The 19754-nt window shown below is 33.8% G+C and carries 19 protein-coding genes; 1 reads left to right on the top strand and 18 read right to left on the bottom strand.

The window, feature by feature from the left end; all coding sequences use genetic code 11:
* Positions 1-9 precede the first annotated feature (9 nt).
* The 14 genes from nuoL to aspS all read right to left on the bottom strand — a co-directional run bounded on the left by nuoL (position 10) and on the right by aspS (position 12653).
* Positions 10-1893, bottom strand: coding sequence for an NADH-quinone oxidoreductase subunit L (gene nuoL / locus OYT91_RS12400; protein WP_281238210.1), 1884 nt, complete (start codon positions 1891-1893; stop codon positions 10-12).
* A 6-nt stretch (positions 1894-1899) separates the two neighbouring features.
* The gene (gene nuoK, locus OYT91_RS12395; protein WP_100432422.1) at positions 1900-2220 is read right to left on the bottom strand and encodes an NADH-quinone oxidoreductase subunit NuoK; all 321 of its coding nucleotides are present in this window, start codon (positions 2218-2220) and stop codon (positions 1900-1902) included.
* Positions 2220-2729, bottom strand: coding sequence for an NADH-quinone oxidoreductase subunit J family protein (locus OYT91_RS12390; protein ID WP_269221551.1), 510 nt, complete (start codon positions 2727-2729; stop codon positions 2220-2222). The genes nuoK and OYT91_RS12390 overlap by 1 nt, the downstream gene beginning before the upstream one ends.
* On the bottom strand, positions 2729-3274 hold the full coding sequence (locus OYT91_RS12385) for a NuoI/complex I 23 kDa subunit family protein (RefSeq protein ID WP_281238209.1): 546 nt from the start codon (positions 3272-3274) through the stop codon (positions 2729-2731). The genes OYT91_RS12390 and OYT91_RS12385 overlap by 1 nt, the downstream gene beginning before the upstream one ends.
* Positions 3275-3398: 124 nt before the next feature.
* On the bottom strand, positions 3399-4451 hold the full coding sequence (gene nuoH / locus OYT91_RS12380) for an NADH-quinone oxidoreductase subunit NuoH (RefSeq protein WP_269221552.1): 1053 nt from the start codon (positions 4449-4451) through the stop codon (positions 3399-3401).
* 3 nt (positions 4452-4454) lie between these two features.
* Complete coding sequence (locus tag OYT91_RS12375) at positions 4455-5486, bottom strand: NADH-quinone oxidoreductase subunit G (protein WP_281238208.1); 1032 nt, start codon at positions 5484-5486, stop codon at positions 4455-4457.
* Positions 5487-5570: 84 nt separating this feature from the next.
* Positions 5571-6938, bottom strand: a complete 1368-nt coding sequence (gene nuoF / locus OYT91_RS12370) for an NADH-quinone oxidoreductase subunit NuoF (RefSeq protein ID WP_281238207.1) — start codon at positions 6936-6938, stop codon at positions 5571-5573.
* A gap of 1 nt (position 6939) precedes the next feature.
* A complete protein-coding gene (locus tag OYT91_RS12365; RefSeq protein ID WP_269221553.1) occupies positions 6940-7470 on the bottom strand; it encodes a complex I 24 kDa subunit family protein in 531 nt (176 codons plus the stop codon).
* An 82-nt stretch (positions 7471-7552) separates the two neighbouring features.
* Positions 7553-8791, bottom strand: coding sequence for an NADH-quinone oxidoreductase subunit D (locus OYT91_RS12360; RefSeq protein ID WP_269221554.1), 1239 nt, complete (start codon positions 8789-8791; stop codon positions 7553-7555).
* Positions 8792-8835: 44 nt separating this feature from the next.
* Positions 8836-9357, bottom strand: coding sequence for an NADH-quinone oxidoreductase subunit C (locus tag OYT91_RS12355; protein WP_269221555.1), 522 nt, complete (start codon positions 9355-9357; stop codon positions 8836-8838).
* Positions 9358-9362: 5 nt separating this feature from the next.
* A complete protein-coding gene (locus OYT91_RS12350; RefSeq protein ID WP_269221556.1) occupies positions 9363-9911 on the bottom strand; it encodes an NADH-quinone oxidoreductase subunit B in 549 nt (182 codons plus the stop codon).
* Between the two features lie 78 nt (positions 9912-9989).
* Complete coding sequence (locus OYT91_RS12345) at positions 9990-10355, bottom strand: NADH-quinone oxidoreductase subunit A (RefSeq protein WP_269221557.1); 366 nt, start codon at positions 10353-10355, stop codon at positions 9990-9992.
* Positions 10356-10594: 239 nt separating this feature from the next.
* Entirely contained in the window at positions 10595-10789 is a 195-nt protein-coding gene (locus OYT91_RS12340; protein WP_077378011.1) for a cold-shock protein, read from the bottom strand.
* A 109-nt stretch (positions 10790-10898) separates the two neighbouring features.
* Positions 10899-12653 carry an aspartate--tRNA ligase gene (aspS, locus tag OYT91_RS12335; RefSeq protein ID WP_281240380.1) on the bottom strand — a complete coding sequence of 585 codons (1755 nt, stop codon included), beginning with the start codon at positions 12651-12653 and terminating at the stop codon, positions 10899-10901.
* Between the two features lie 295 nt (positions 12654-12948).
* Between aspS and OYT91_RS12330 the strand changes: the two genes are divergently transcribed.
* Positions 12949-13308 (top strand): toxin-antitoxin system YwqK family antitoxin, encoded by a 360-nt coding sequence (locus OYT91_RS12330; protein WP_281238206.1) that lies wholly within the window; start codon positions 12949-12951, stop codon positions 13306-13308.
* 84 nt (positions 13309-13392) lie between these two features.
* Here OYT91_RS12330 and OYT91_RS12325 read toward each other — a convergent pair whose 3' ends face one another.
* From OYT91_RS12325 to OYT91_RS12310, 4 genes are all read right to left on the bottom strand, one after another.
* Positions 13393-14625 carry a TMEM143 family protein gene (locus OYT91_RS12325; RefSeq protein ID WP_281238205.1) on the bottom strand — a complete coding sequence of 411 codons (1233 nt, stop codon included), beginning with the start codon at positions 14623-14625 and terminating at the stop codon, positions 13393-13395.
* A 434-nt stretch (positions 14626-15059) separates the two neighbouring features.
* Positions 15060-16601, bottom strand: coding sequence for an arylsulfatase (locus tag OYT91_RS12320; RefSeq protein WP_269221560.1), 1542 nt, complete (start codon positions 16599-16601; stop codon positions 15060-15062).
* Positions 16602-16789: 188 nt separating this feature from the next.
* Positions 16790-17758: a SphA family protein gene (locus OYT91_RS12315; protein ID WP_281238204.1), complete on the bottom strand. Its 969-nt coding sequence runs from the start codon at positions 17756-17758 to the stop codon at positions 16790-16792.
* An 865-nt stretch (positions 17759-18623) separates the two neighbouring features.
* Positions 18624-19088: a DUF2541 family protein gene (locus tag OYT91_RS12310; protein ID WP_281238203.1), complete on the bottom strand. Its 465-nt coding sequence runs from the start codon at positions 19086-19088 to the stop codon at positions 18624-18626.
* Between the last annotated feature and the right edge of the window lie 666 nt (positions 19089-19754).

Below are 19754 nucleotides of genomic sequence, written 5' to 3'. Positions count from 1 at the left end.
AGTATATAATTATTGAGCTAGAAATAAAAATGAAACAATGGCACACATGCCTAAAACAAAAGCAAATAAGTATAGTCCAACACTTCCATTCTGCAATTTTTTACCTTGAAAACTAAGTTCACTGGTTATTTTTCCTAATCCGAAAACTAGAGAAGAAATTCCTGTTTCTACATAGTCTCTAAAGAATTTTGACAAACTGTTTGTGGTGTTTACAAATAGTACATCATATATTTCATCAACATAGTATTTATTGTAAAGAACTTTCGTTAATCCTGTTATTTCTGCATCTTCATTTGGTACCGTATTTTGTTGGATGTATTTTCTGTAAGCTATTAAAATACCCATAAAAGCACCAATTACTGCTACTCCCATTAATGAATATTCTGTAAAACCTAATCCATGTTCCTCTGAAGTTGCTTTTGCAAAAAGTGGTGCTAAATATACATTCAACCAACTATTACCAGGCAAACTAATTAGTCCTCCTACAGTTGCCAAAATAGCCAAAACGATTAGTGGGAAAGTTATTAAAGCTGGGCTTTCATGTAAATGATGTTTTTGCTCTTCGGTTCCTCTAAAATCGTTAAAGAAAGTCAAGAACATTAATCTAAACATATAGAAAGCGGTCATGATAGACGCAACAGATGCAATAAACCATAATGGAATGTTATGATGGAAAGCCACCATTAAAATTTCATCTTTTGAGAAAAACCCAGAGAATAATGGTACTCCTGAAATTGCTAAAGAAGCAATAAGCATCGTCCAAAACGTGATAGGCATCGCTTTTTTCAAGCCACCCATTTTGCGCATATCTTGTTCTCCATGCAAACCGTGTATCACAGAACCTGATCCTAAGAACAAACAAGCTTTAAAGAAAGCGTGAGTGATTACGTGAAATACAGCTACTTCATAAGCTCCTAATCCCAAAGCCAAGAACATTAATCCCAATTGAGAGACAGTAGAGTAGGCTAGTACTTTTTTAATATCGTTCTGAACCAAACCAATCGTTGCAGCAACCAAAGCAGTTACACCACCTATTACAGCAATTATGGTCTGAACGTATGGCGTTAAATCAAAAACAAAATTCAATCGAGTTACCATAAAGATACCTGCAGTTACCATCGTAGCAGCGTGAATCAATGCTGAAACTGGTGTAGGTCCAGCCATCGCATCAGGCAACCAAGTATACAAAGGAATTTGTGCCGATTTACCACAAGCTCCAATGAACAAAGCAAAAGCTGCAATGCTCAACCAAAACGTATCAAGATTTGTAGCTCCAGCAATTGCAGTTTTTAAGGTTGCAAAATCCAAAGTGGAGAACATATTACCAAGGATGAAAATCCCGATTAACAATCCTAAATCTCCAATTCTATTCATGATGAAGGCTTTTTTGGCAGCGTCATTAAAATCTTGGTTTTTATACCAAAATCCAATTAATAAGTACGAACAAAGTCCAACACCTTCCCAGCCAATGAACATTACCAATAAGTTGCTTCCAACTACCAGTGTAATCATGAAGAAGATAAACAAATTCAAATAAGCGAAGAATGAATGCATTTTCTCATCATCATGCATATAGCTGATGGAGTATAAGTGGATCAGTGAACCAATTCCAGTTACAAACAATAACCATAAAATAGATAATTGATCCAGTAAAAAACCAAAACTCACATGAAAGTTGCTAATCTGAATCCAATCAAATAATTGAATGCTGATAGCTTGTTTGGTTTGATTGATTTGCAGAAAAAAGGAAACCGTAACAATAAACGAAATCACTACCGAAAGTGTTCCGATGATTCCTGAAACAGATTTTCCTAAACTTTTTCCGAAGAAAACATTAATTAAAAATCCTAAAAAAGGAGTTAATAGTAAGACTAAAGCTAAATTGGTATCCATTGCCATTTATCCTTTTAAGTTTTTTAAATTATCGATGCTAATTGATCCAATATTTCTAAATATCGAAACTAATATGGCCAGTCCTACTGCAACTTCTGCAGCGGCAACAGCCATAGAGAAAAATACGAATACTTGTCCTTGTGTGTCTTGGTGATAGGTTGAGAAAGCCACAAACAATAAGTTAACAGCATTCAACATGATTTCAATAGACATAAATACAATGATTGCATTTCGTCTGTATAAAACCCCAAAAATTCCAATACAGAATAGTGTTACACACAGGAAGATATAGTTTTCTATACCAATTTGAGTTAAAATATTGTTCATTATTTTTCTAATTTTTCTTTTTTAGACAATAACACCGTTCCAATCATTGCTACCAATAATAAAACGGAAGCAAATTCAAAAGGTACCATATATTCATTCAATAAAGCTTTTCCAAGCACTTTTATCGATTGGTAATCTTCTCCCGTATAGTCATATTCAACAATTGGTTTTGAATCAATAAAGATTTTTATCAAAACCAAACACACCAAACAAAACGATACAATTGCCCCTAATCTTGTAAATCTCGGTTTGTGCACTTCGTCGGCTTCATTAAGATTCATCAACATTATGGTAAACAATAATAAAATCATGATCGCTCCAGAATAGACAATGATATGTACGATGGCCAAAAACTGTGCGTTTAATAATAAATAATGTCCTGCTATAGAGAAAAAACAAATCACCAAGTAAATAGCGCTATGTATCGGATTTCTGCTAAAAATAGTTAAAAAGGCAGTTAGCAAAGTGATTGCAGACAATACGCAAAATAGAATAAGTACTGTTGACATTAGTTAGCGTTTTTAAGTTGAGTGTTTTTTATAGCCATTTCTAGTGGCATAACTAGTTTATCTTTTCCAAAAATGAAATCTTCTCTGTCATAACTGGATGGAACCAATTCTTTAGAAATTGTTAAATAAATGGCATCTTTTGGACAAGCTTCTTCACAAAGACCGCAAAAAATACATCTCAACATATTAATCTCATAAATCTCTGCATATTTCTCTTCTCTGTACAAATGCTTTTCATTCGCCTTACGTTCTGCCGCTTTCATAGTAATCGCTTCAGCAGGACAAGACAATGCACATAACCCGCAGGCAGTACAGTTTTCTCTACCTTGTTCATCACGTTTCAACATGTGTTGTCCGCGGTACACGGGACTCATCTCACGAACCTGTTCCGGATATTGTATAGTTGCTTTTTTTCTGAATAAATGCTTCAGCGTAATGATCAAACCTTTTACAATCGCAATCAGATACATGCGTTCCAAAAAAGTCATCTCTTTGTTGGAGACCATTTTTTTTCTTCCTGATAAGGATATAGTTTCTATTGACATTTTATATTTTTTATTTGTAGCTAATCCTGCTATCCGCTGCAATCTTTTATGTTTTAAAGAAAAACATAAAAGGATTTCCACTTCTATCAGGGCTAGTCCCCGTTAACATTGTGATTTGGTTCTATTAAAATCCGAAATAAACAGCTATTTCACTTCTCAAAAGCACAACTCCAGTAATCATGATATTGATTATAGCAAGCGGAATCAATATTCTCCATCCCAAATGCATCAATTGATCGTATCTAAATCTTGGTATTGTCCAACGAACCCACATGATAAAGAAAATGAAACCACATAGTTTAATAAACAATACAGCCATTCCTATTACGTTGGCAATATTTACGCCCCAATGCTCTACTGCCCAACCCATTCCAGGATAATTGTATCCACCAAAGAATAGTACAGCCAAAATTGTGGAGGTTATAAACATATTTGCATATTCAGCAAATAAATAGAATCCCATTTTCATTGAAGAATATTCGGTATGATATCCACCAATTAATTCTGATTCACATTCTGCTAAATCGAAAGGCGTTCTGTTTAACTCAGCAAAAGAACAAATCAAGAAAATCAAGAAGGTTATCGGTTGATAGAATACATTCCAATGCCATTCGGATTGTTGTAAGGAGATTTCTTTTAAACTTAATGTTCCTGTCATCATAATCAAAGCGATTATAGACAATCCCATTGCTACTTCATAAGATACCATTTGTGAAGCTGCTCTAATAGAACTAATTAATGAGAACTTATTGTTGGATGCCCAACCACCAATCATAATACCATAAACACCTAGAGAAACCACTCCAAAAACATACAATATGGCAATGTTGATATCAGTTGCTTGTAATAAAATGTCTCTTCCAAATAAATGTAGTTTATCACCCCAAGGAATAACAGCGCTGGTCATCAAAGCGGTACTCATAGCAATCGCTGGACCTACAACAAACAAAAATTTATTCGGTGTGTTTGGGAAAAATTCTTCTTTTGAAAACAATTTTAAACCATCAGCAAGCGGTTGGAATAAACCAAGTGGTCCTGCTCTATTTGGCCCAATTCTGTCTTGTAACCAAGCGGCTACTTTACGTTCTGCCCATGTAGAATACATCGCCATCAACATAGTAAGGGCAAAAACCACTACTATAACAACACTTTTTTCTATAATAAATGTACTTTCCATTTTTTAAGATTTTTTAGTGTTAGTGTCCAATGGATTGGCAGCCATACTTATTTTTTTTCTATCTTGATCTCTACCCAAAAGAATGTTTTTCTCAGTAGCAATCTCAACTTTTTCTAATTTTTGAGTATAGTTGTTTTGATTTATAACTGAATCTTTTTCAAATTCACGAGGTCCTTCAATTACCCAGTCAGTCACTTCTTTTTTGTCAAAACGACATGTGTTGCAAATGAATTCTTCTACTTCATGAAACTCATCTTTACGACCTGTAACACGTTGAATTTCGTTTCCAAACATCCAAACCGTTGTATTTCCGCAACAACCTGGAGTAGTACATTCTCTGTGTGCATTATAAGGCTTGTTAAACCAAACTCTTGATTTGAATCTAAAAGTTTTATCAGTCAAAGCGCCAACCGGACAAACATCAATCATATTTCCAGAAAACTCATTCGTTATGGCTTTTGAAATACAAGTAGAGATATTCGCATGATCACCGCGATCCATTACTCCATGAACACGATCGTCTGTCAATTGATCGGCTACTTGCACACATCTTTGACATAAAATACAGCGGTTCATGTGTAATTGAATATTTGGACCGATATCTTCCGGTTCAAAAGTTCTTTTTTCCTCAATAAAACGGGATTCTGATTTTCCGTGTTCGAAGCTTAAGTTTTGCAAATCACATTCTCCAGCTTGGTCACAAATTGGACAATCAAGCGGGTGATTAATTAACAAAAATTCAGTTACTGATTTTCTTGCTTCTTGAACTCTTGGAGATGCCTTGCTGGCGATTTCCATTCCGTCTTGACAACCTGTTACACAAGAAGCCATTAATTTTGGCATTGGTCTTGGGTCAGCATCACTACCTTTGGTTACATCCACTAAACAACAACGGCATTTTCCACCGCTCCCTTTTAGTTTAGAATAATAGCACATCGCTGGCGGAACAACTTCTCCACCAATCATACGCGCAGCTTGCAAGATCGTTGTACCTGCTTCTACTTCAATTTCTTGACCGTCTATGGTTACTTTCATTCTATTTTTGTTTAAAAGTTTATAAGTTTAAAAGTTTAAGTGTTGCCACTAGTAACTTTTAACTTCCAACTTCTGACTTTTAAATTATACTATTACTTTAGAAACTAGATGCTTCACTTTTTCAAAAGGTTCGGCAACAAAATGGTCTCTATTTTTTATCTTTTCCGGAAAACGGATATGATATTCAAATTCATCTCTAAAGTGTCGAATCGCTGCGGCTACTGGCCAAGCTGCTGCATCTCCAAGGGGACAAATTGTGTTTCCTTCTATTTTGCTTTGAATGCTCAATAACAAATCGATATCTTCTTCGCGTCCGTGTCCATTTTCTATACGATGCAATACTTTCTCCATCCATCCTGTACCTTCTCTACATGGCGTACATTGGCCACAACTTTCATGGTGATAAAAACGAGAGAAATTCCAAGTATTACGAACTATACAAGAAGTGTCATTATAAACAATAAATCCTCCAGAACCCAACATAGATCCGGTAGCAAACCCCCCGTCACTTAAGGATTCATAAGACATCAAACGATCTTCACCTGCTGCAGTTTTATAAATTAAATGTGCTGGTAAAACGGGAACAGAACTTCCTCCAGGGACAAAAGCTTTTAGTGGGCGATCAGAACTCATTCCTCCAAGATATTCATCAGAGTTCATGAACTCATAAACGCTTAATCCCAATTCTATTTCATAAACTCCTGGATTTTTGATATGACCTGAAGCTGAGATTAATTTGGTTCCTGTAGATCTGCCGATACCAATTTTAGCATAATCAGCACCTGAATTATTTACTATCCATGGCACAGCAGCGATAGTTTCCACATTATTTACCACGGTTGGATTTGCCCAAAGTCCTGAAACGGCAGGGAATGGTGGTTTGATACGAGGATTACCTCTTTTTCCTTCCAATGATTCGATCAAGGCAGTTTCTTCACCACAAATGTAAGCTCCGGCACCGCAATGTACATGAAGTTCTAAATCAAATCCAGATCCTAAAATATTTTTTCCTAAAAAACCTGCTGCTTTTGCTTCAGCAATGGCTCTTTCCAAAATCTTGAAAACCCACATGTATTCTCCACGAATGTAGATATAGGATAGGTTAGCGCCCAAGGCGTAACTTGATGTGATCATCCCTTCGATCAATAAGTGAGGAATAAATTCCATCAAATAACGGTCTTTGAACGTTCCTGGTTCAGATTCATCAGCATTGCAAACCAAATGTCTAGGTTTTCCTGATTTTTTATCTATAAAACTCCATTTCATTCCTGCAGGGAAACCAGCACCACCACGACCACGTAATCCCGAAGTTTTTACTTCTTCTACTACTTCGTCTGGAGTTAAGGTTTTCAACGCTTTTTCTACAGAGGCATAACCTCCGTTTTGGCGATATACTTCATAGGTTTTAATCCCAGGAATATTGATTTTGTCTAATAATATTTTTTGTGACATATTATTTATCGTGTAATATTATTTTATCGTCTTTGCAATCGGCTATTAACTGGTCGATTTTCTCTTTGTTCAAATGTTCTTTGTAAAAATCTCCCAACTGCATCATCGGTGCATAACCACAAGCACCTAAACACTCTACACCTCTTACTTCAAAAAGACCGTCAGCTGTAATTTCTCCTACAGGAACGCCTAGTTTTTCACAGGTATAATCCATTAAATCTTCTACACCATTTAGGCAGCAAGGTGAAGTTTGGCAAAATTCAAACATGTATTTACCAATAGGTTTTTGGTTATACATGGTGTAAAAAGTAACCACTTCGTATACTTCTATAGGTTTGATATGTAAAATTTCGGCAACTTTGTCTTGTAATTCAATACTCAACCAATTGTCATGAGCATCTTGAACTTCGTGTAAAACGGGAAGTAAAGCTGATTTTCTTTTATCTTCTGGATAATGACTGATTAGTTCATTGATGCGGGACATCAAGGCGCTGGTCATATTTATTTCTTGTTTGTAATGTGTTCTTTCCATTTTAATTATTTTAAATTTTGAATTACAAATTTTAAATGTTTTCGAATAATTTATAATTTAAAATTCATCATTTATAATTTCATTAAGCGTCTAATTCTCCAGCAATAACATTTAAACTTGATAAAATAACAATTGCATCAGATAACATTGAACCTTTAATCATGTCAGGATAGGCTTGATAATAAATAAAGCAAGGTCTTCTGAAATGCAATCTATATGGGGTTCTACTTCCATCTGTCTGTAAATAAAACCCTAATTCTCCATTACCACCTTCTACGGCATGATAAATTTCGGCTACTGGAACTGGAACTTCACCCATTACAATCTTGAAATGGTAAATTAAAGATTCCATATTATGATATACATCTTCTTTTGGAGGAAGGTAGTATTCTGGTACTTCGGCATGGTATTCATTTCCTTTTGGCATTTTTTCTAATGCTTGACGAATAATACTTAAACTTTCCCAAACTTCTGCATTTCGAACACAAAAACGATCGTAAGTATCTCCAGATTTGCCAACAGGAACTATAAAATCAAAATCTTCATAGGAACTGTATGGGTGTGCGACGCGTACATCGTAGTCAACACCTGCAGCACGTAAATTTGGACCTGTAAATCCATAAGCCATCGCTTTCTCTGCAGTTATGGCTCCCACATTTACAGTTCTGTCAATAAATATTCTATTTCTTTCGAATAAGTTTTCAAATTCTTTCCAAGCAATTGGGAAATCTTTTAAAAACACTTCTAATAATTCAAATGCTTTTGGTGACCAGTCTCTTTCGAAACCTCCAATTCTACCCATATTTGTTGTCAAGCGAGCTCCACAAATTTCTTCATAGATTTCATATACTTTTTCTCTAAATTGAAAAACATAAAGAAATCCCGTATAAGCTCCAGTATCTACTCCTAGAATTGAGTTACAGATCAAGTGATCGGTAATACGAGCCAATTCCATAACTATAACTCTTAAATATTGGGCTCTTTTTGGAACTTCAATATTCAATAATTTTTCTAATGTCATCCACCATCCCATATTATTAATGGGAGAAGAACAATAGTTCATCCTATCTGTAAGCGGTGTGATTTGATAAAAAGGACGATTTTCGGCTATTTTTTCAAAAGCTCTATGAATGTAACCAATGGTTGGTTCTGCTTCTAGAATTTTTTCACCATCCATTAACAAGATATTTTGAAAAATACCGTGCGTGGCTGGATGTGTAGGACCTAAATTTAGAATGGAAAGCTCGCTTCCGTCTTCATTGTGTCTCTCTTTGATTATTTTAGCATAGCGATGCTCTGGTGGTAATAATAGTTCTGACATTTATTTAATGTGAAAAATTATGTTTTAAAAAAAATTGCCTTTGCCTATTGATTGATAGTTGTTCTTCCAAAATATCGATCATCTTTATCTGTCCTTCCACTGTCTTCCATTGGAAATTCTTTTCGCATTGGGAAAGATATCATTTCGTCCATATTTAAAATACGTTTTAACTGTGGATGTCCTATGAAATTGATTCCGAAGAAATCATAGGATTCTCTTTCCATCCAATTTGAACTTAAAAATATATTTGAAATAGTTTTAATTTCTGGTTTCGATCCGTTTAAGAATGTTTTGATACGAATTCGTTTGTTTTCATACCAATTGTGTAGATGATACACTACTGCAAATTGTTCGTTTTCTTCATTATCTGGATAATGTACGCCGCACAAATCTGTTAAAAAGTGAAAACGTAAAATAGGATCATTTTTTAAAAAAAGAATGACTGCTGTATTAATATCTGAATCCATTTCAAAAGAAAAAATATCTTTATCTTGATTGAATGCAGAAACCTTTGAGCCAAATGTTTCTATTAATTTATCTTGAATTTCTGTTGTTTCTAAAGCCATTTTACTTATTGAATGTTATAAGATGCCAATAATTCTTGATACTCAGGTGAACTTCTTCTTCTTACAGATTCACTACGTACTAATTCTTGTAGTTTCATAACACCATCTACAATTTGTTCAGGACGTGGAGGACAACCAGGAACGTAAACATCTACTGGGATTACTTTGTCTATTCCTTGTAAAACAGAATAAGTGTCGAAAACTCCTCCTGATGAAGCGCAAGCACCAACGGCTATAACCCATCTTGGTTCTGCCATTTGTTCATAAACTTGACGTAAAATAGGTGCCATTTTTTTTGATATTGTTCCCATTACCATGAGCATATCAGCTTGGCGTGGTGAAAAGCTCACTCTTTCTGACCCAAAACGGGCTAGATCATAATGAGAAGCCATTGTTGCCATAAATTCGATACCACAGCAAGATGTAGCAAATGGTAAAGGCCAAAGTGAATTAGCACGGGCTAATCCAACTACGTCATTAAGTTTTGTAGCAAAGAACCCTTCTCCTACAACTCCTTCTGGTGGGGCAACCATATTTATATTTGAATCACTCATTTTATTTTTTTTATTTTGCATGTTGAATTTGAAATGGTTTAATTAATTTATAATTCAACATTTATAATTTAAAATATTTTATTCCCACTCTAAGGCTTTCTTTTTGATGATATAGAAAAAACCAACTAAAAGTAACGCCATAAAAATAATCATTTTTATCATACCTTCGATACCTAACTCTTTGAAATTCACAGCCCAAGGGTAAAGAAATATAACTTCAACGTCAAAAAGAACAAATAATATAGCTACCAAGAAATATTTAACAGAGAATGGAATTCGTGCATTACCAACTGATTCAATACCACATTCGAAATTTTTATCTTTGTTTTTAGATGATCTTTTTGGTCCAAGTTTGCCAGAGATTATTATCATACTTACAACAAATCCTACGGCCAAAATAAGCTGCATGAATACTGGGATGTAATTTAACTGTTCTGATTGCATAATTATTCTTGTTTTGCTTTAAAATGATGTGCAAAGATAGGTTTAGTGTGCGTAAATCACAAGCGCAAATCCAAAATTAGTATATTATTAAATCCAAAACGTCTATTATTTTTAATGATTATAAATAATATTGAATTTAGTATTGAGTTTGTAGAGTTTTAAACAAAAAAAAACGTTTCGAAATAAATCGAAACGTTTTAAGACGTTTTTTGCCAAAAAATAGTTGCCTATTTATTGTCTTAAAGTACTGCTACTTTTGCAGCAACTTTACCTTTTCTTCCTTCTTCTTCTTCATAGCTAACTCTATCACCTTCGCGTAATTCTTCCGCGTTGATTCCTGATGCATGAACAAAAATGTCTTTTCCTGTTTCTTCGTCTGTAATGAATCCGTAACCTTTAGATTCATTGAAAAATTTAACTGTACCTGTACGCATTGTAATAGTAATAATAATTTATAATGTAGCAAATGTAATCTTTAATATAATACGAAAATCATTCTTATAATATTTTTTTTCTAAAATTATTGATTTTCAACGTTTTCAATTAATTTGTTACATTTAATTTAATATGTAATTCCTTTAATTGTGATTCGTCAATAATTGATGGGGCATCAATCATAACATCTCTACCTGAATTGTTTTTTGGGAATGCTATAAAATCTCGAATGGTTTCTTGTCCACCTAATATTGCTACAAGACGGTCTAATCCAAAGGCTAATCCTCCGTGCGGTGGAGCACCAAATTGGAAGGCATCCATTAAAAATCCAAATTGTGCTTTTGCCTCTTCTTCGGTAAAACCAAGATATTTAAACATTAATTGTTGTGTTGTTTTATCATGTATACGAATTGAGCCTCCACCTATTTCGTTACCATTCAAAACCATATCATAAGCATTGGCACGAACTTTTCCAGGGTTGGTTTCTAATAAGTGCATGTCTTCTGGTTTTGGAGAGGTAAATGGGTGGTGCATGGCGTGATAACGTCCAGTTTCTTCTTCAAATTCTAATAATGGGAAATCGACAACCCAAAGTGGTGCAAATTCTGCTGGATTTCTTAATCCCAAACGAGTGGCCAATTCCATACGTAAAGCGCTTAATTGTGCTCTAGTTTTGTCGGCTGGTCCAGAAAGTACAAAAATCATGTCTCCAGGTTTAGCTCCTGTAGTTTTTGCCCAATTGGTTAAATCGTCTTGATCGTAGAATTTATCTACAGATGATTTGTATGTTCCATCTTCATTACATTTTACATAAACCATACCGCTAGCGCCTACTTGTGGACGTTTTACCCAGTCAATCAAGCCATCGATTTCTTTACGGGTATAATTTCCTGCTCCAGGAACAGCAATTGCAACAACCAATTCTGCGGCATTGAAAACTGGAAAATCTTTATGTTGTGCATATTGATTTAATTCGCCAAATTCCATTCCGAAACGAATATCTGGTTTGTCATTTCCGTATGTTTTCATTGCATAGTCGTAGGTGATTCTTGGGAATTTATCTACTTCAATGCCTTTTATTTCTTTTAATAAATGTCTAGTCAAGCCTTCAAATACGTTCAGAATATCTTCTTGCTCGACAAAAGCCATTTCGCAATCGATTTGTGTAAACTCGGGTTGTCTGTCTGCTCGTAAATCTTCGTCACGGAAACATTTTACAATTTGAAAATATTTGTCCATTCCACCAACCATCAACAATTGTTTGAAGGTTTGTGGTGATTGAGGCAAAGCATAAAACTGCCCAGCATTCATTCTAGATGGAACAACGAAATCTCTTGCTCCTTCAGGAGTTGATTTGATTAAGTAAGGTGTTTCAACTTCACAAAAATCGAGATCCGAAAGGTATTTACGAACTTCCATTGCGACTTTGTGACGGAAAAGCAAGCTGTTTTTTACCGGATTTCTACGAATGTCAAGGTAACGGTATTTCATTCGAATGTCTTCACCACCATCAGTTTCGTCTTCAATAGTAAATGGAGGTGTTAATGAAGCATTGAGTACCTTTAATTCGGTAACTAATATTTCTATTTCACCAGTTGGAATGTTTTTGTTTTTGGCTTCACGTTCAATAACAGTTCCTTTTACTTGGATTACATATTCGCGACCTAGGGTTTTAGCTGCTTCGAAAACTTCTTTAATAGAACGACTTTCGTCAAAAATCAATTGAGTAATTCCGTAACGATCGCGTAAATCGACCCAATTCATAAATCCTTTATCTCTTGATTTTTGAACCCAACCGGCAAGGGTAACTTCTGTATTGATATGTGAGGCGTTCAATTCGCCACAATTATGACTTCTGTACATGGTGTAAATTTTAGTTTTTGCACTTTTTAATGCAAGTGCAAATTTAGGACTAATTATGAAATTTAGATTATCAAAGTTGTTTTTTTGCATTTTAGCTTTTTTTATTTTTCATATAAAGGATTAAACGAACTAGAATTGGACGAAATCGCTTTACTAATGTAAGAAAATACATTTTTTAATATTTCCAATGTTAAGCTTTCGTCTGTGTTACGAAATTGTTAAGTAAAAGTTTTTTTAATGTAAATATTGTTTCTAAATTTGACATATAAGATATAAACAATTAAAAACTAACAATATGAAAAAGATAGTAATTTTAGTAGCGGTGTTATTTTCAGGGGTTATTTATGCACAAGATTCAAAACCTGTTTTGGAACCTTTTGGAAAAAAAATAAAAGCTACCTATTTTTATGAAAATGGACAGGTGCAACAAGAAGGGTATTTTGTAGATGGAAAATTAGATGGGATTTGGGTTTCCTATAATGAAGATGGAGATAAAATTGCTTCTGGAGAATATGTAGATGGAGTGAAAACGGGTAAATGGTTTTTCTGGTCAAAAGACAGTCAAAAAAGTAGTCTTTGCGAAGTTGATTTTTCAGGAAATAAAGTTGCGAAAGTAAAAAACTGGAGACAAGATGCCTTTGCAACTTCAAATTAGTTTGAAATCAAATAGTTAATTTAAAAAAGGAGAAAGTCAGTTTTGATTTTCTCCTTTTTTTATTGAATTTTAATATCGTTTGTCTTAAATTGCTTGATTGTACTCAAAAACGCCATCCCAAATTTCGTCAATTTGGATGAGTGCTTTTTCCAAAGGAATCACTTGCCATTTGCCATTGGTTTCTGACCCAAGACCTGTATTTTTTAATTTTGTCAATGCAGCTTTTACATCAAAATCAAGGTCTGTATTGTGTTTGGTTTTGAACCAAGATTCTATTTGATGATCGAGTTCTGTTTCTGTCATTGGCTTTTCACTACGGCTTAAGAAAGAGTAGGCCAAGATGGTTTCCTTCAGTACTTCTTCTTCTGAGGAGTTCAATAAGGAGTAAAAGGCACCACTGTTATTTCCGATATTTTTAAAATAAAGACTATCCGAAAGCATTTTTGCATATTTTATCTTCTTATTCACAAAGTTATTGTATTGACGAAACAAATAAGCTCCTAAAATTCCAAGGGCAATTAAACCTTGATTTAAGGAGGTTTTACTGTTTAGCAAATCTATGGTTTCGCCAGATTCATAGGCTGCTTGCATTTTAATCAGGGCTGGAATCACTTTGGCACTCAATAATGAAATTCCCCCTACTAGTCCTGGAACCCATAATAATAGTTTGTCGGTTACCGACATTTTTGGGATAGCATTAGGGAAAATGGTTTCTAGATCATTTTTTGGTACGCGTTTGAAGATTTTTAATACTATAGTACCTGGATCAATTGGTGTTTTATTTTTGGAAACCTTCTTTTTTTGGTAATGTATAGCATCGTGATATTTGAGGTAAATCATTACGCGATCATAATATTCGACCTCCATTTTTTTCTTCCAAAAAATGTATTTTGAAACTTTTTCTATAGTGGTGTGCTGGCCTCTTACGTATATTTCGTAATCCTTGTAGGCTGTTAAGTCTATGGCTAGTTTTAAGCCAATCAAATCGGAATCTTGGAATGCTTTGTCCAATGTTTCTGGACTCACTAGGCTATAATTACTTTGATTAAGAACTTTAAGCAGGCTTTCTTTGAAAAGCGAATAGTCGCTTTTGTCTCTAAATGTGGTTCTTTCTTTTGGATGTAAGTCAGGGTCAAAAAAAGCGTAGTTCTGTTTTAAATTCCGAATTAAGTTAAACGCTTCATAGTGGTAATAATGTTCAATGATGTCAAATAGTTTTCTGAAATTTTCAATCTTTTTTTCATCTTCACCATATTCTGCAAGTTGTTGTTCGAGTAGGAATTCCTTATCAAATGGGATATAGTGTTCTTGTTTCATTCGTTACTTTGTCTGTAATGGAAATATTTTTTATAAATGGGCAAAGATAAACTACAAAAAGAGAACAGTTAGGTTTAATCTTTAGAATTGCGAGTACGGTTTTCAAATTATTTTATGTATTATACACTATATTAATTTCCAAATACAATATTTATTATGTGTTTTGGTTGTCGAATCGAATGTGGATTTAATTCAATACATTTTAAAAATTGGTATATCAATTGGATACGTTTAGTCTTTTTTTATAAAATTCGATCGTATGCCTAAGAAATTTTGTTTGTTACCCTTATTTCTTTTTGTTAGGTAGTTTGGTGAGATAGTAATTGTATGTTAAATTGGTATTTTTATTAAATAAAAAGACCGCCTAAGATATTTAGACGGTCTCTCATGTTAATTTTAAACGACATTTTTATTTCTATCGTTTGATATGTGTTTTATTTTTTGCTGCCTGGTTTCAAAGTTCCTCCTTCTTGTCTTACTGGAAATTTTTCAAATGTAGCAAAGTGTTGGGCTAATAAATCCTGAACTTGTCCTCCCCAAGCGATTCCTAGTTTCATGGCAATTTCTCTGCTTTTCCATTCGAGATGTTTTTCAAAAGGATCTTGTCTAAGATTAATTAATAAAGCGCTCGGCTTGTTATAATCGAAGAATCCTTCGCGTATTGACATATGTGATTTCCAGTTGCCAATTCTAATGGCAGTTAAATCTTTTTCGTTGTAATAAAGTTCAAAATTTCTTTGTGACTCCGCATTACCTGTCCAGTGTTCAAGATTGTTTACACCATCGATATAAACTTTATTTTCTTTTGCCAATTTCTCCCTTATGTTATCCACGCCACAAGCTGCCGCTAATGTGGTGAATATGTCTGTATGATCTTGTATTCCATTTGAGATTTTACCTGCCGGTATTCTAGCTGGCCATCGAACCAGCATCGGTACACGAACTCCTCCTTCCCAAGTGGTCGCTTTTTCTCCCTTAAATGGAGTTGTACCTGCATCAGGATACCAATCCACCATAGCCCCATTATCAGAAGTGAATATTACGATAGTGTTTTTAGCGATTCCAAGTTCTTCTAGTTTTTTTAGTAGTTCACCAACATAATTATCAAGTTCTATCATACCACTACCATAAATATCAAATTCGGAAGAGTATTTTGCGGCAAGTTTTTTATGTTCTTCTCTTAAATGAGTGTAAATATGCATTCTGGAAGGGTTGAACCAAGCGAAAAAAGGTTTGCCTTCTTTAACTGATTTTTCCATGAAATTGATTGTTCGTGAAGTAAATTCTTCATCCACAGTTTCCATTCTTTTTGGATCAAGTGGTCCAGTGTCTTTTATGGTTTGTTTTCCAACTTTTCCAAAACGCGAATCAACAGTGGCGTCATCGGTATTAGAGGCTACACAATCCAAAACACCCCGTGGTTTGTATCTTTGGTCAAACCCCGCATCTTTAGGCCATGTGTCTAAGTATGATTCTTCTTCCGTGTTGAGATGATAAAGATTTCCGTAGAATTCATCAAACCCGTGTACCGTTGGAAGGTGTTCATTTCTATCGCCCAAATGATTTTTCCCAAATTGCCCAGTCTTATATCCTAGAGGTTTAAGAACCTCTGCAAGAGTTGGGTCACGTTTATCCAAACCTATTGGCGAACCAGCCATTCCTACTGTAGTCAATCCTGTTCTGATAGGCAGTTGTCCAGTTATGGTCATCGCTCTTCCAGCAGTACAGGAGGGTGCGGCATATTGATCTGTGAATATCATGCCTTCTTTGGATATACGGTCAATATTTGGTGTTGGTACCATCATCCCAAGGTTGTAGGCGCCTACGTTAAACCATCCAACATCGTCAGCCATAATGATTAGTATATTTGGCTTATCTCCCTCTTGAGATTTACCGCTACTTGAGGTAGCTTTGTTTTGTGCAAACGAAATCTGCATAATACAGATAAGGAAAGCTGTTAAATTGACTCTTTTCATAGGGTTTTAATTTTGGATGAATTTAATAAAATAGGAAACTTATAAATTTATACAGTTTTTGAATTGAAAACCGTATCGCAAATTATTTTGTCAAACAGTAAATCAATTTATTGCGATTTTAAAAAAAAAAATATTGTCTGTGTTGTTTTAGAATCAGATATTTACACCTTTAAGATTAAATAACTAAGTTATAGTAGTAGATAGTTTATGCCCAGTTGCACGGATAATCCAGCGTATCTGTTGCGTATTCCAAAATTATCTGTAAATCTTGCTAATACACCTATTTTGCCTGGAATGAACCAGTACGATCCATAAGCTCCAATACCATATATTTTGTCTTTTAATTCACTTCCCTTTTCTCCTTTATCATTACTTGTTTGCCAAGTGCTATATCCATAAAGTCCTATTTCATGACCCATTGTAAAATTGTAAGAGGAGCTAATGTCGTAGGTTAGGTGGCTACCCTCAATATAATCGATCCCTTTTTGTTTGCTGTTCAATTCATAAGTTAATGCAGTTGTAAAACTTATTTTTGGAATTGGCTTGATGCGGCTGGCGATTCGAAAATTATGTGACCAGTAACCCAGTCCTACATTTTCAGGACTATTGGTTTTGTATTTACCTGTGGGCATCCAAAGACCATATGAAATGGAAGTTGCTAAATTTTCTTTCTCCCAAGTTAGCCAAATGGGTTGTATGTAAAAATCACCTAATCCAAAGGAATTAATGTTAATAACTTGTTCGCCAGCATTGTTTTGACCGGAATAAAAATCAAGTACTATACTTGCATTTGGTTTATTTGCAATAGGTAGGAGTGAAGCGCCCCATCTGGCATTCAATATTTTTCCTTTTCCAAAATAAAGAATCATCGGAATAATTGAACTGGTTGATACGTTTTGGCTTAATTCAATTGATAACGGGGGAGATTGGCTTATTTCAAATTTATCCGATTTATCACCTGAATTATTGTAGAAATCTTGTTTAGAATAAGAATAGTATAAAGAAAATACCCAGCCAGGACTAGGGGGGATAAAATAATCATTTGGATTGAAACTACTTCCAGTATAATGCCCTTGCGCCTGTAGTTTTGTGCCAGATACTATTAAAAGAAAGGCTAAAAAGAATTTAAGTGGTACTAAAGGATTCTTGTAAAACATATAAATAGCATTTTAGTTAGAGTTTATATTAAAGGGTCTTTATTTAAAACGACTTACAAAATTATCGTTGTTTCAAAAAAAGCTTATAAGATTATTCGATCTGTAAACTGTTTTTCTAGAAAATAAATTTTTAAAAGTTGTTTGTCATTTAGTTATGCGAACGGCCTTAATTATTATATAGTATGAATGTCAAAGTTGACACGTGTATATTTTAAAAAAAAAGTCTTAAAAAAACAAACTTTTGGCAATTGTAAACCGCGTAGAAGAATTTTGTTGTACAAGACTTACTGTCTGCGATAAATAATATTTAATTCCTCAAAAAGAAATGTTTTTAAAATGCAAGAGTAGGTTTAAAAAGTATTGGGGCTGCAATTTTAAATGCTACAAAGGATAGAATTAATTGAAAATTTCCTTTTATTTTAAAATTGAATCATTAAATTTAACATATTAAAATATAATTACAAAATTAATTACAAAAAAAATATAGTATGCTTAATATATTAAATTTTATGATTCTGATATATTTCTATAATTTGAATATCCTTATTGTAAATAAATAGACTTTGAGTCATAAAAAGTAAGGTACGTTTCTCTTGAATTTTAATTTATTCCTTTTTGCGATTTATTCCATTTTAAAATAAAAAGGATCATCATAAATTGGCATTTATAAATTTTATAAATCTCTAAAATTCCCAAATTCAAAAAATAGTATTTTAATGTTGTATGCGGCTATTTGTTCGGAATATTGTAAATCAGTATGGTCTATTTGTTATTGGATTTATTTAAATCCAAATAATTTGGAGGTCACTTATCTCTTTAAGGAATAAGAAGTTTTTCTTAAATTTTGTACCTTTTATCGAAAAAATCATCTTCTACCATATACGGTTACATCAGCGGTTCCCTGAAATATGCCTTTTGTGTCATACCAAAATTCAATAGATTTAATTTTTCGTGTCCCGCCTCTTAAATCGATTATTCTACTTTCGCCTCCTCTTGGTATTTCATAACGTGTTTGAATAATTTGTGGAGCGCCAGAATGATAGCGTACAAGCATTTTTCTTATGTTTACGGGTGCATCTGTAACTCTAAATTTTAGTTTGCTATAATAATCTCTTTGACCGGGGACATTTAAAACATCATGATCCAAAGAATAATTAGCGTGAACCGTTCCTAATACATTCCATGAACCAATACCAGCAACGGGGTAATGCCTATTGTTTATTGCTTTGTTGTTTGGATATGTTTTATTCCAATTTTGAGCAATCAAATTATTTGAAAAAAAGTTTAAAAATAAAATAAAAATTACGGATAAAAGTTTAGCATTTTTCATAATTACTAAATTAAAAGAGTACTATAATTTTTTATACACAAATATAAAAAAAAATAGTTTCACAAATGAAAAAATAGTTAAAAAATTAAAGATAACATAATAAAAATAGGGTTGTATTGGGTGTTTATTTTAAAAATTAACACAAACTTGTTTTTATTATTAATCTTTTATTTACGCTTAAAATCAATTTAAAATCAAGTGGCCTACTTATGTCTGTTGTAATTTGGTTTGATAGAAAATTTTAAATGTTAAGATTTTCAATCATGTGTGCTTTTTAGGAAGATCTTGGGATAGCGACAATTCCTCGTAGGTAATGCGATCTTAGGCATACCTTGGTAATGTTATTTGTTTTTTTTCCGATTGCAACCAGTGTTTGGGACTAAAAATTCTACTTCGATCTGTTGATAAAGCAGGACAAGTTTCCATTTGAATTGCAGAACCCTTCAGTAAAGGGTATAAAATATTTTCCTGAACGAAAACATTGGTTTCAATTTGATTGATTGCGGGTATAATTTTGGTATATGGCAATAACACCTTAAGTTGTTCAGCGTCAAAATGGCTGACCCAAAAGACCCTAATCTTGCCTGCTTTAACGAGTTATCCCATCGCCTGCCACGATCCTTTTGGATCTCCTTGAGGTATATAAATATGATAAAAGTCCAGAAA

The sequence above is a fragment of the Flavobacterium praedii genome, from assembly GCF_026810365.1.
In the GTDB taxonomy this organism is placed as follows: domain Bacteria; phylum Bacteroidota; class Bacteroidia; order Flavobacteriales; family Flavobacteriaceae; genus Flavobacterium; species Flavobacterium praedii.
This window is presented reverse-complemented; position numbering and strand designations above follow the sequence as displayed.

What these genes read in the sequence shown, in the direction of transcription:
- nuoL (WP_281238210.1), bottom strand. Translation starts at nt 1,893, where the DNA reads ATGGATACCAATTTAGCTTTAGTCTTACTATTAACTCCTTTTTTAGGA.
- nuoK (WP_100432422.1), bottom strand. Translation starts at nt 2,220, where the DNA reads ATGAACAATATTTTAACTCAAATTGGTATAGAAAACTATATCTTCCTG.
- OYT91_RS12390 (WP_269221551.1), bottom strand. Translation starts at nt 2,729, where the DNA reads ATGTCAACAGTACTTATTCTATTTTGCGTATTGTCTGCAATCACTTTG.
- OYT91_RS12385 (WP_281238209.1), bottom strand. Translation starts at nt 3,274, where the DNA reads ATGTCAATAGAAACTATATCCTTATCAGGAAGAAAAAAAATGGTCTCC.
- nuoH (WP_269221552.1), bottom strand. Translation starts at nt 4,451, where the DNA reads ATGGAAAGTACATTTATTATAGAAAAAAGTGTTGTTATAGTAGTGGTT.
- OYT91_RS12375 (WP_281238208.1), bottom strand. Translation starts at nt 5,486, where the DNA reads ATGAAAGTAACCATAGACGGTCAAGAAATTGAAGTAGAAGCAGGTACA.
- nuoF (WP_281238207.1), bottom strand. Translation starts at nt 6,938, where the DNA reads ATGTCACAAAAAATATTATTAGACAAAATCAATATTCCTGGGATTAAA.
- OYT91_RS12365 (WP_269221553.1), bottom strand. Translation starts at nt 7,470, where the DNA reads ATGGAAAGAACACATTACAAACAAGAAATAAATATGACCAGCGCCTTG.
- OYT91_RS12360 (WP_269221554.1), bottom strand. Translation starts at nt 8,791, where the DNA reads ATGTCAGAACTATTATTACCACCAGAGCATCGCTATGCTAAAATAATC.
- OYT91_RS12355 (WP_269221555.1), bottom strand. Translation starts at nt 9,357, where the DNA reads ATGGCTTTAGAAACAACAGAAATTCAAGATAAATTAATAGAAACATTT.
- OYT91_RS12350 (WP_269221556.1), bottom strand. Translation starts at nt 9,911, where the DNA reads ATGAGTGATTCAAATATAAATATGGTTGCCCCACCAGAAGGAGTTGTA.
- OYT91_RS12345 (WP_269221557.1), bottom strand. Translation starts at nt 10,355, where the DNA reads ATGCAATCAGAACAGTTAAATTACATCCCAGTATTCATGCAGCTTATT.
- OYT91_RS12340 (WP_077378011.1), bottom strand. Translation starts at nt 10,789, where the DNA reads ATGCGTACAGGTACAGTTAAATTTTTCAATGAATCTAAAGGTTACGGA.
- aspS (WP_281240380.1), bottom strand. Translation starts at nt 12,653, where the DNA reads ATGTACAGAAGTCATAATTGTGGCGAATTGAACGCCTCACATATCAAT.
- OYT91_RS12330 (WP_281238206.1), top strand. Translation starts at nt 12,949, where the DNA reads ATGAAAAAGATAGTAATTTTAGTAGCGGTGTTATTTTCAGGGGTTATT.
- OYT91_RS12325 (WP_281238205.1), bottom strand. Translation starts at nt 14,625, where the DNA reads ATGAAACAAGAACACTATATCCCATTTGATAAGGAATTCCTACTCGAA.
- OYT91_RS12320 (WP_269221560.1), bottom strand. Translation starts at nt 16,601, where the DNA reads ATGAAAAGAGTCAATTTAACAGCTTTCCTTATCTGTATTATGCAGATT.
- OYT91_RS12315 (WP_281238204.1), bottom strand. Translation starts at nt 17,758, where the DNA reads ATGTTTTACAAGAATCCTTTAGTACCACTTAAATTCTTTTTAGCCTTT.
- OYT91_RS12310 (WP_281238203.1), bottom strand. Translation starts at nt 19,088, where the DNA reads ATGAAAAATGCTAAACTTTTATCCGTAATTTTTATTTTATTTTTAAAC.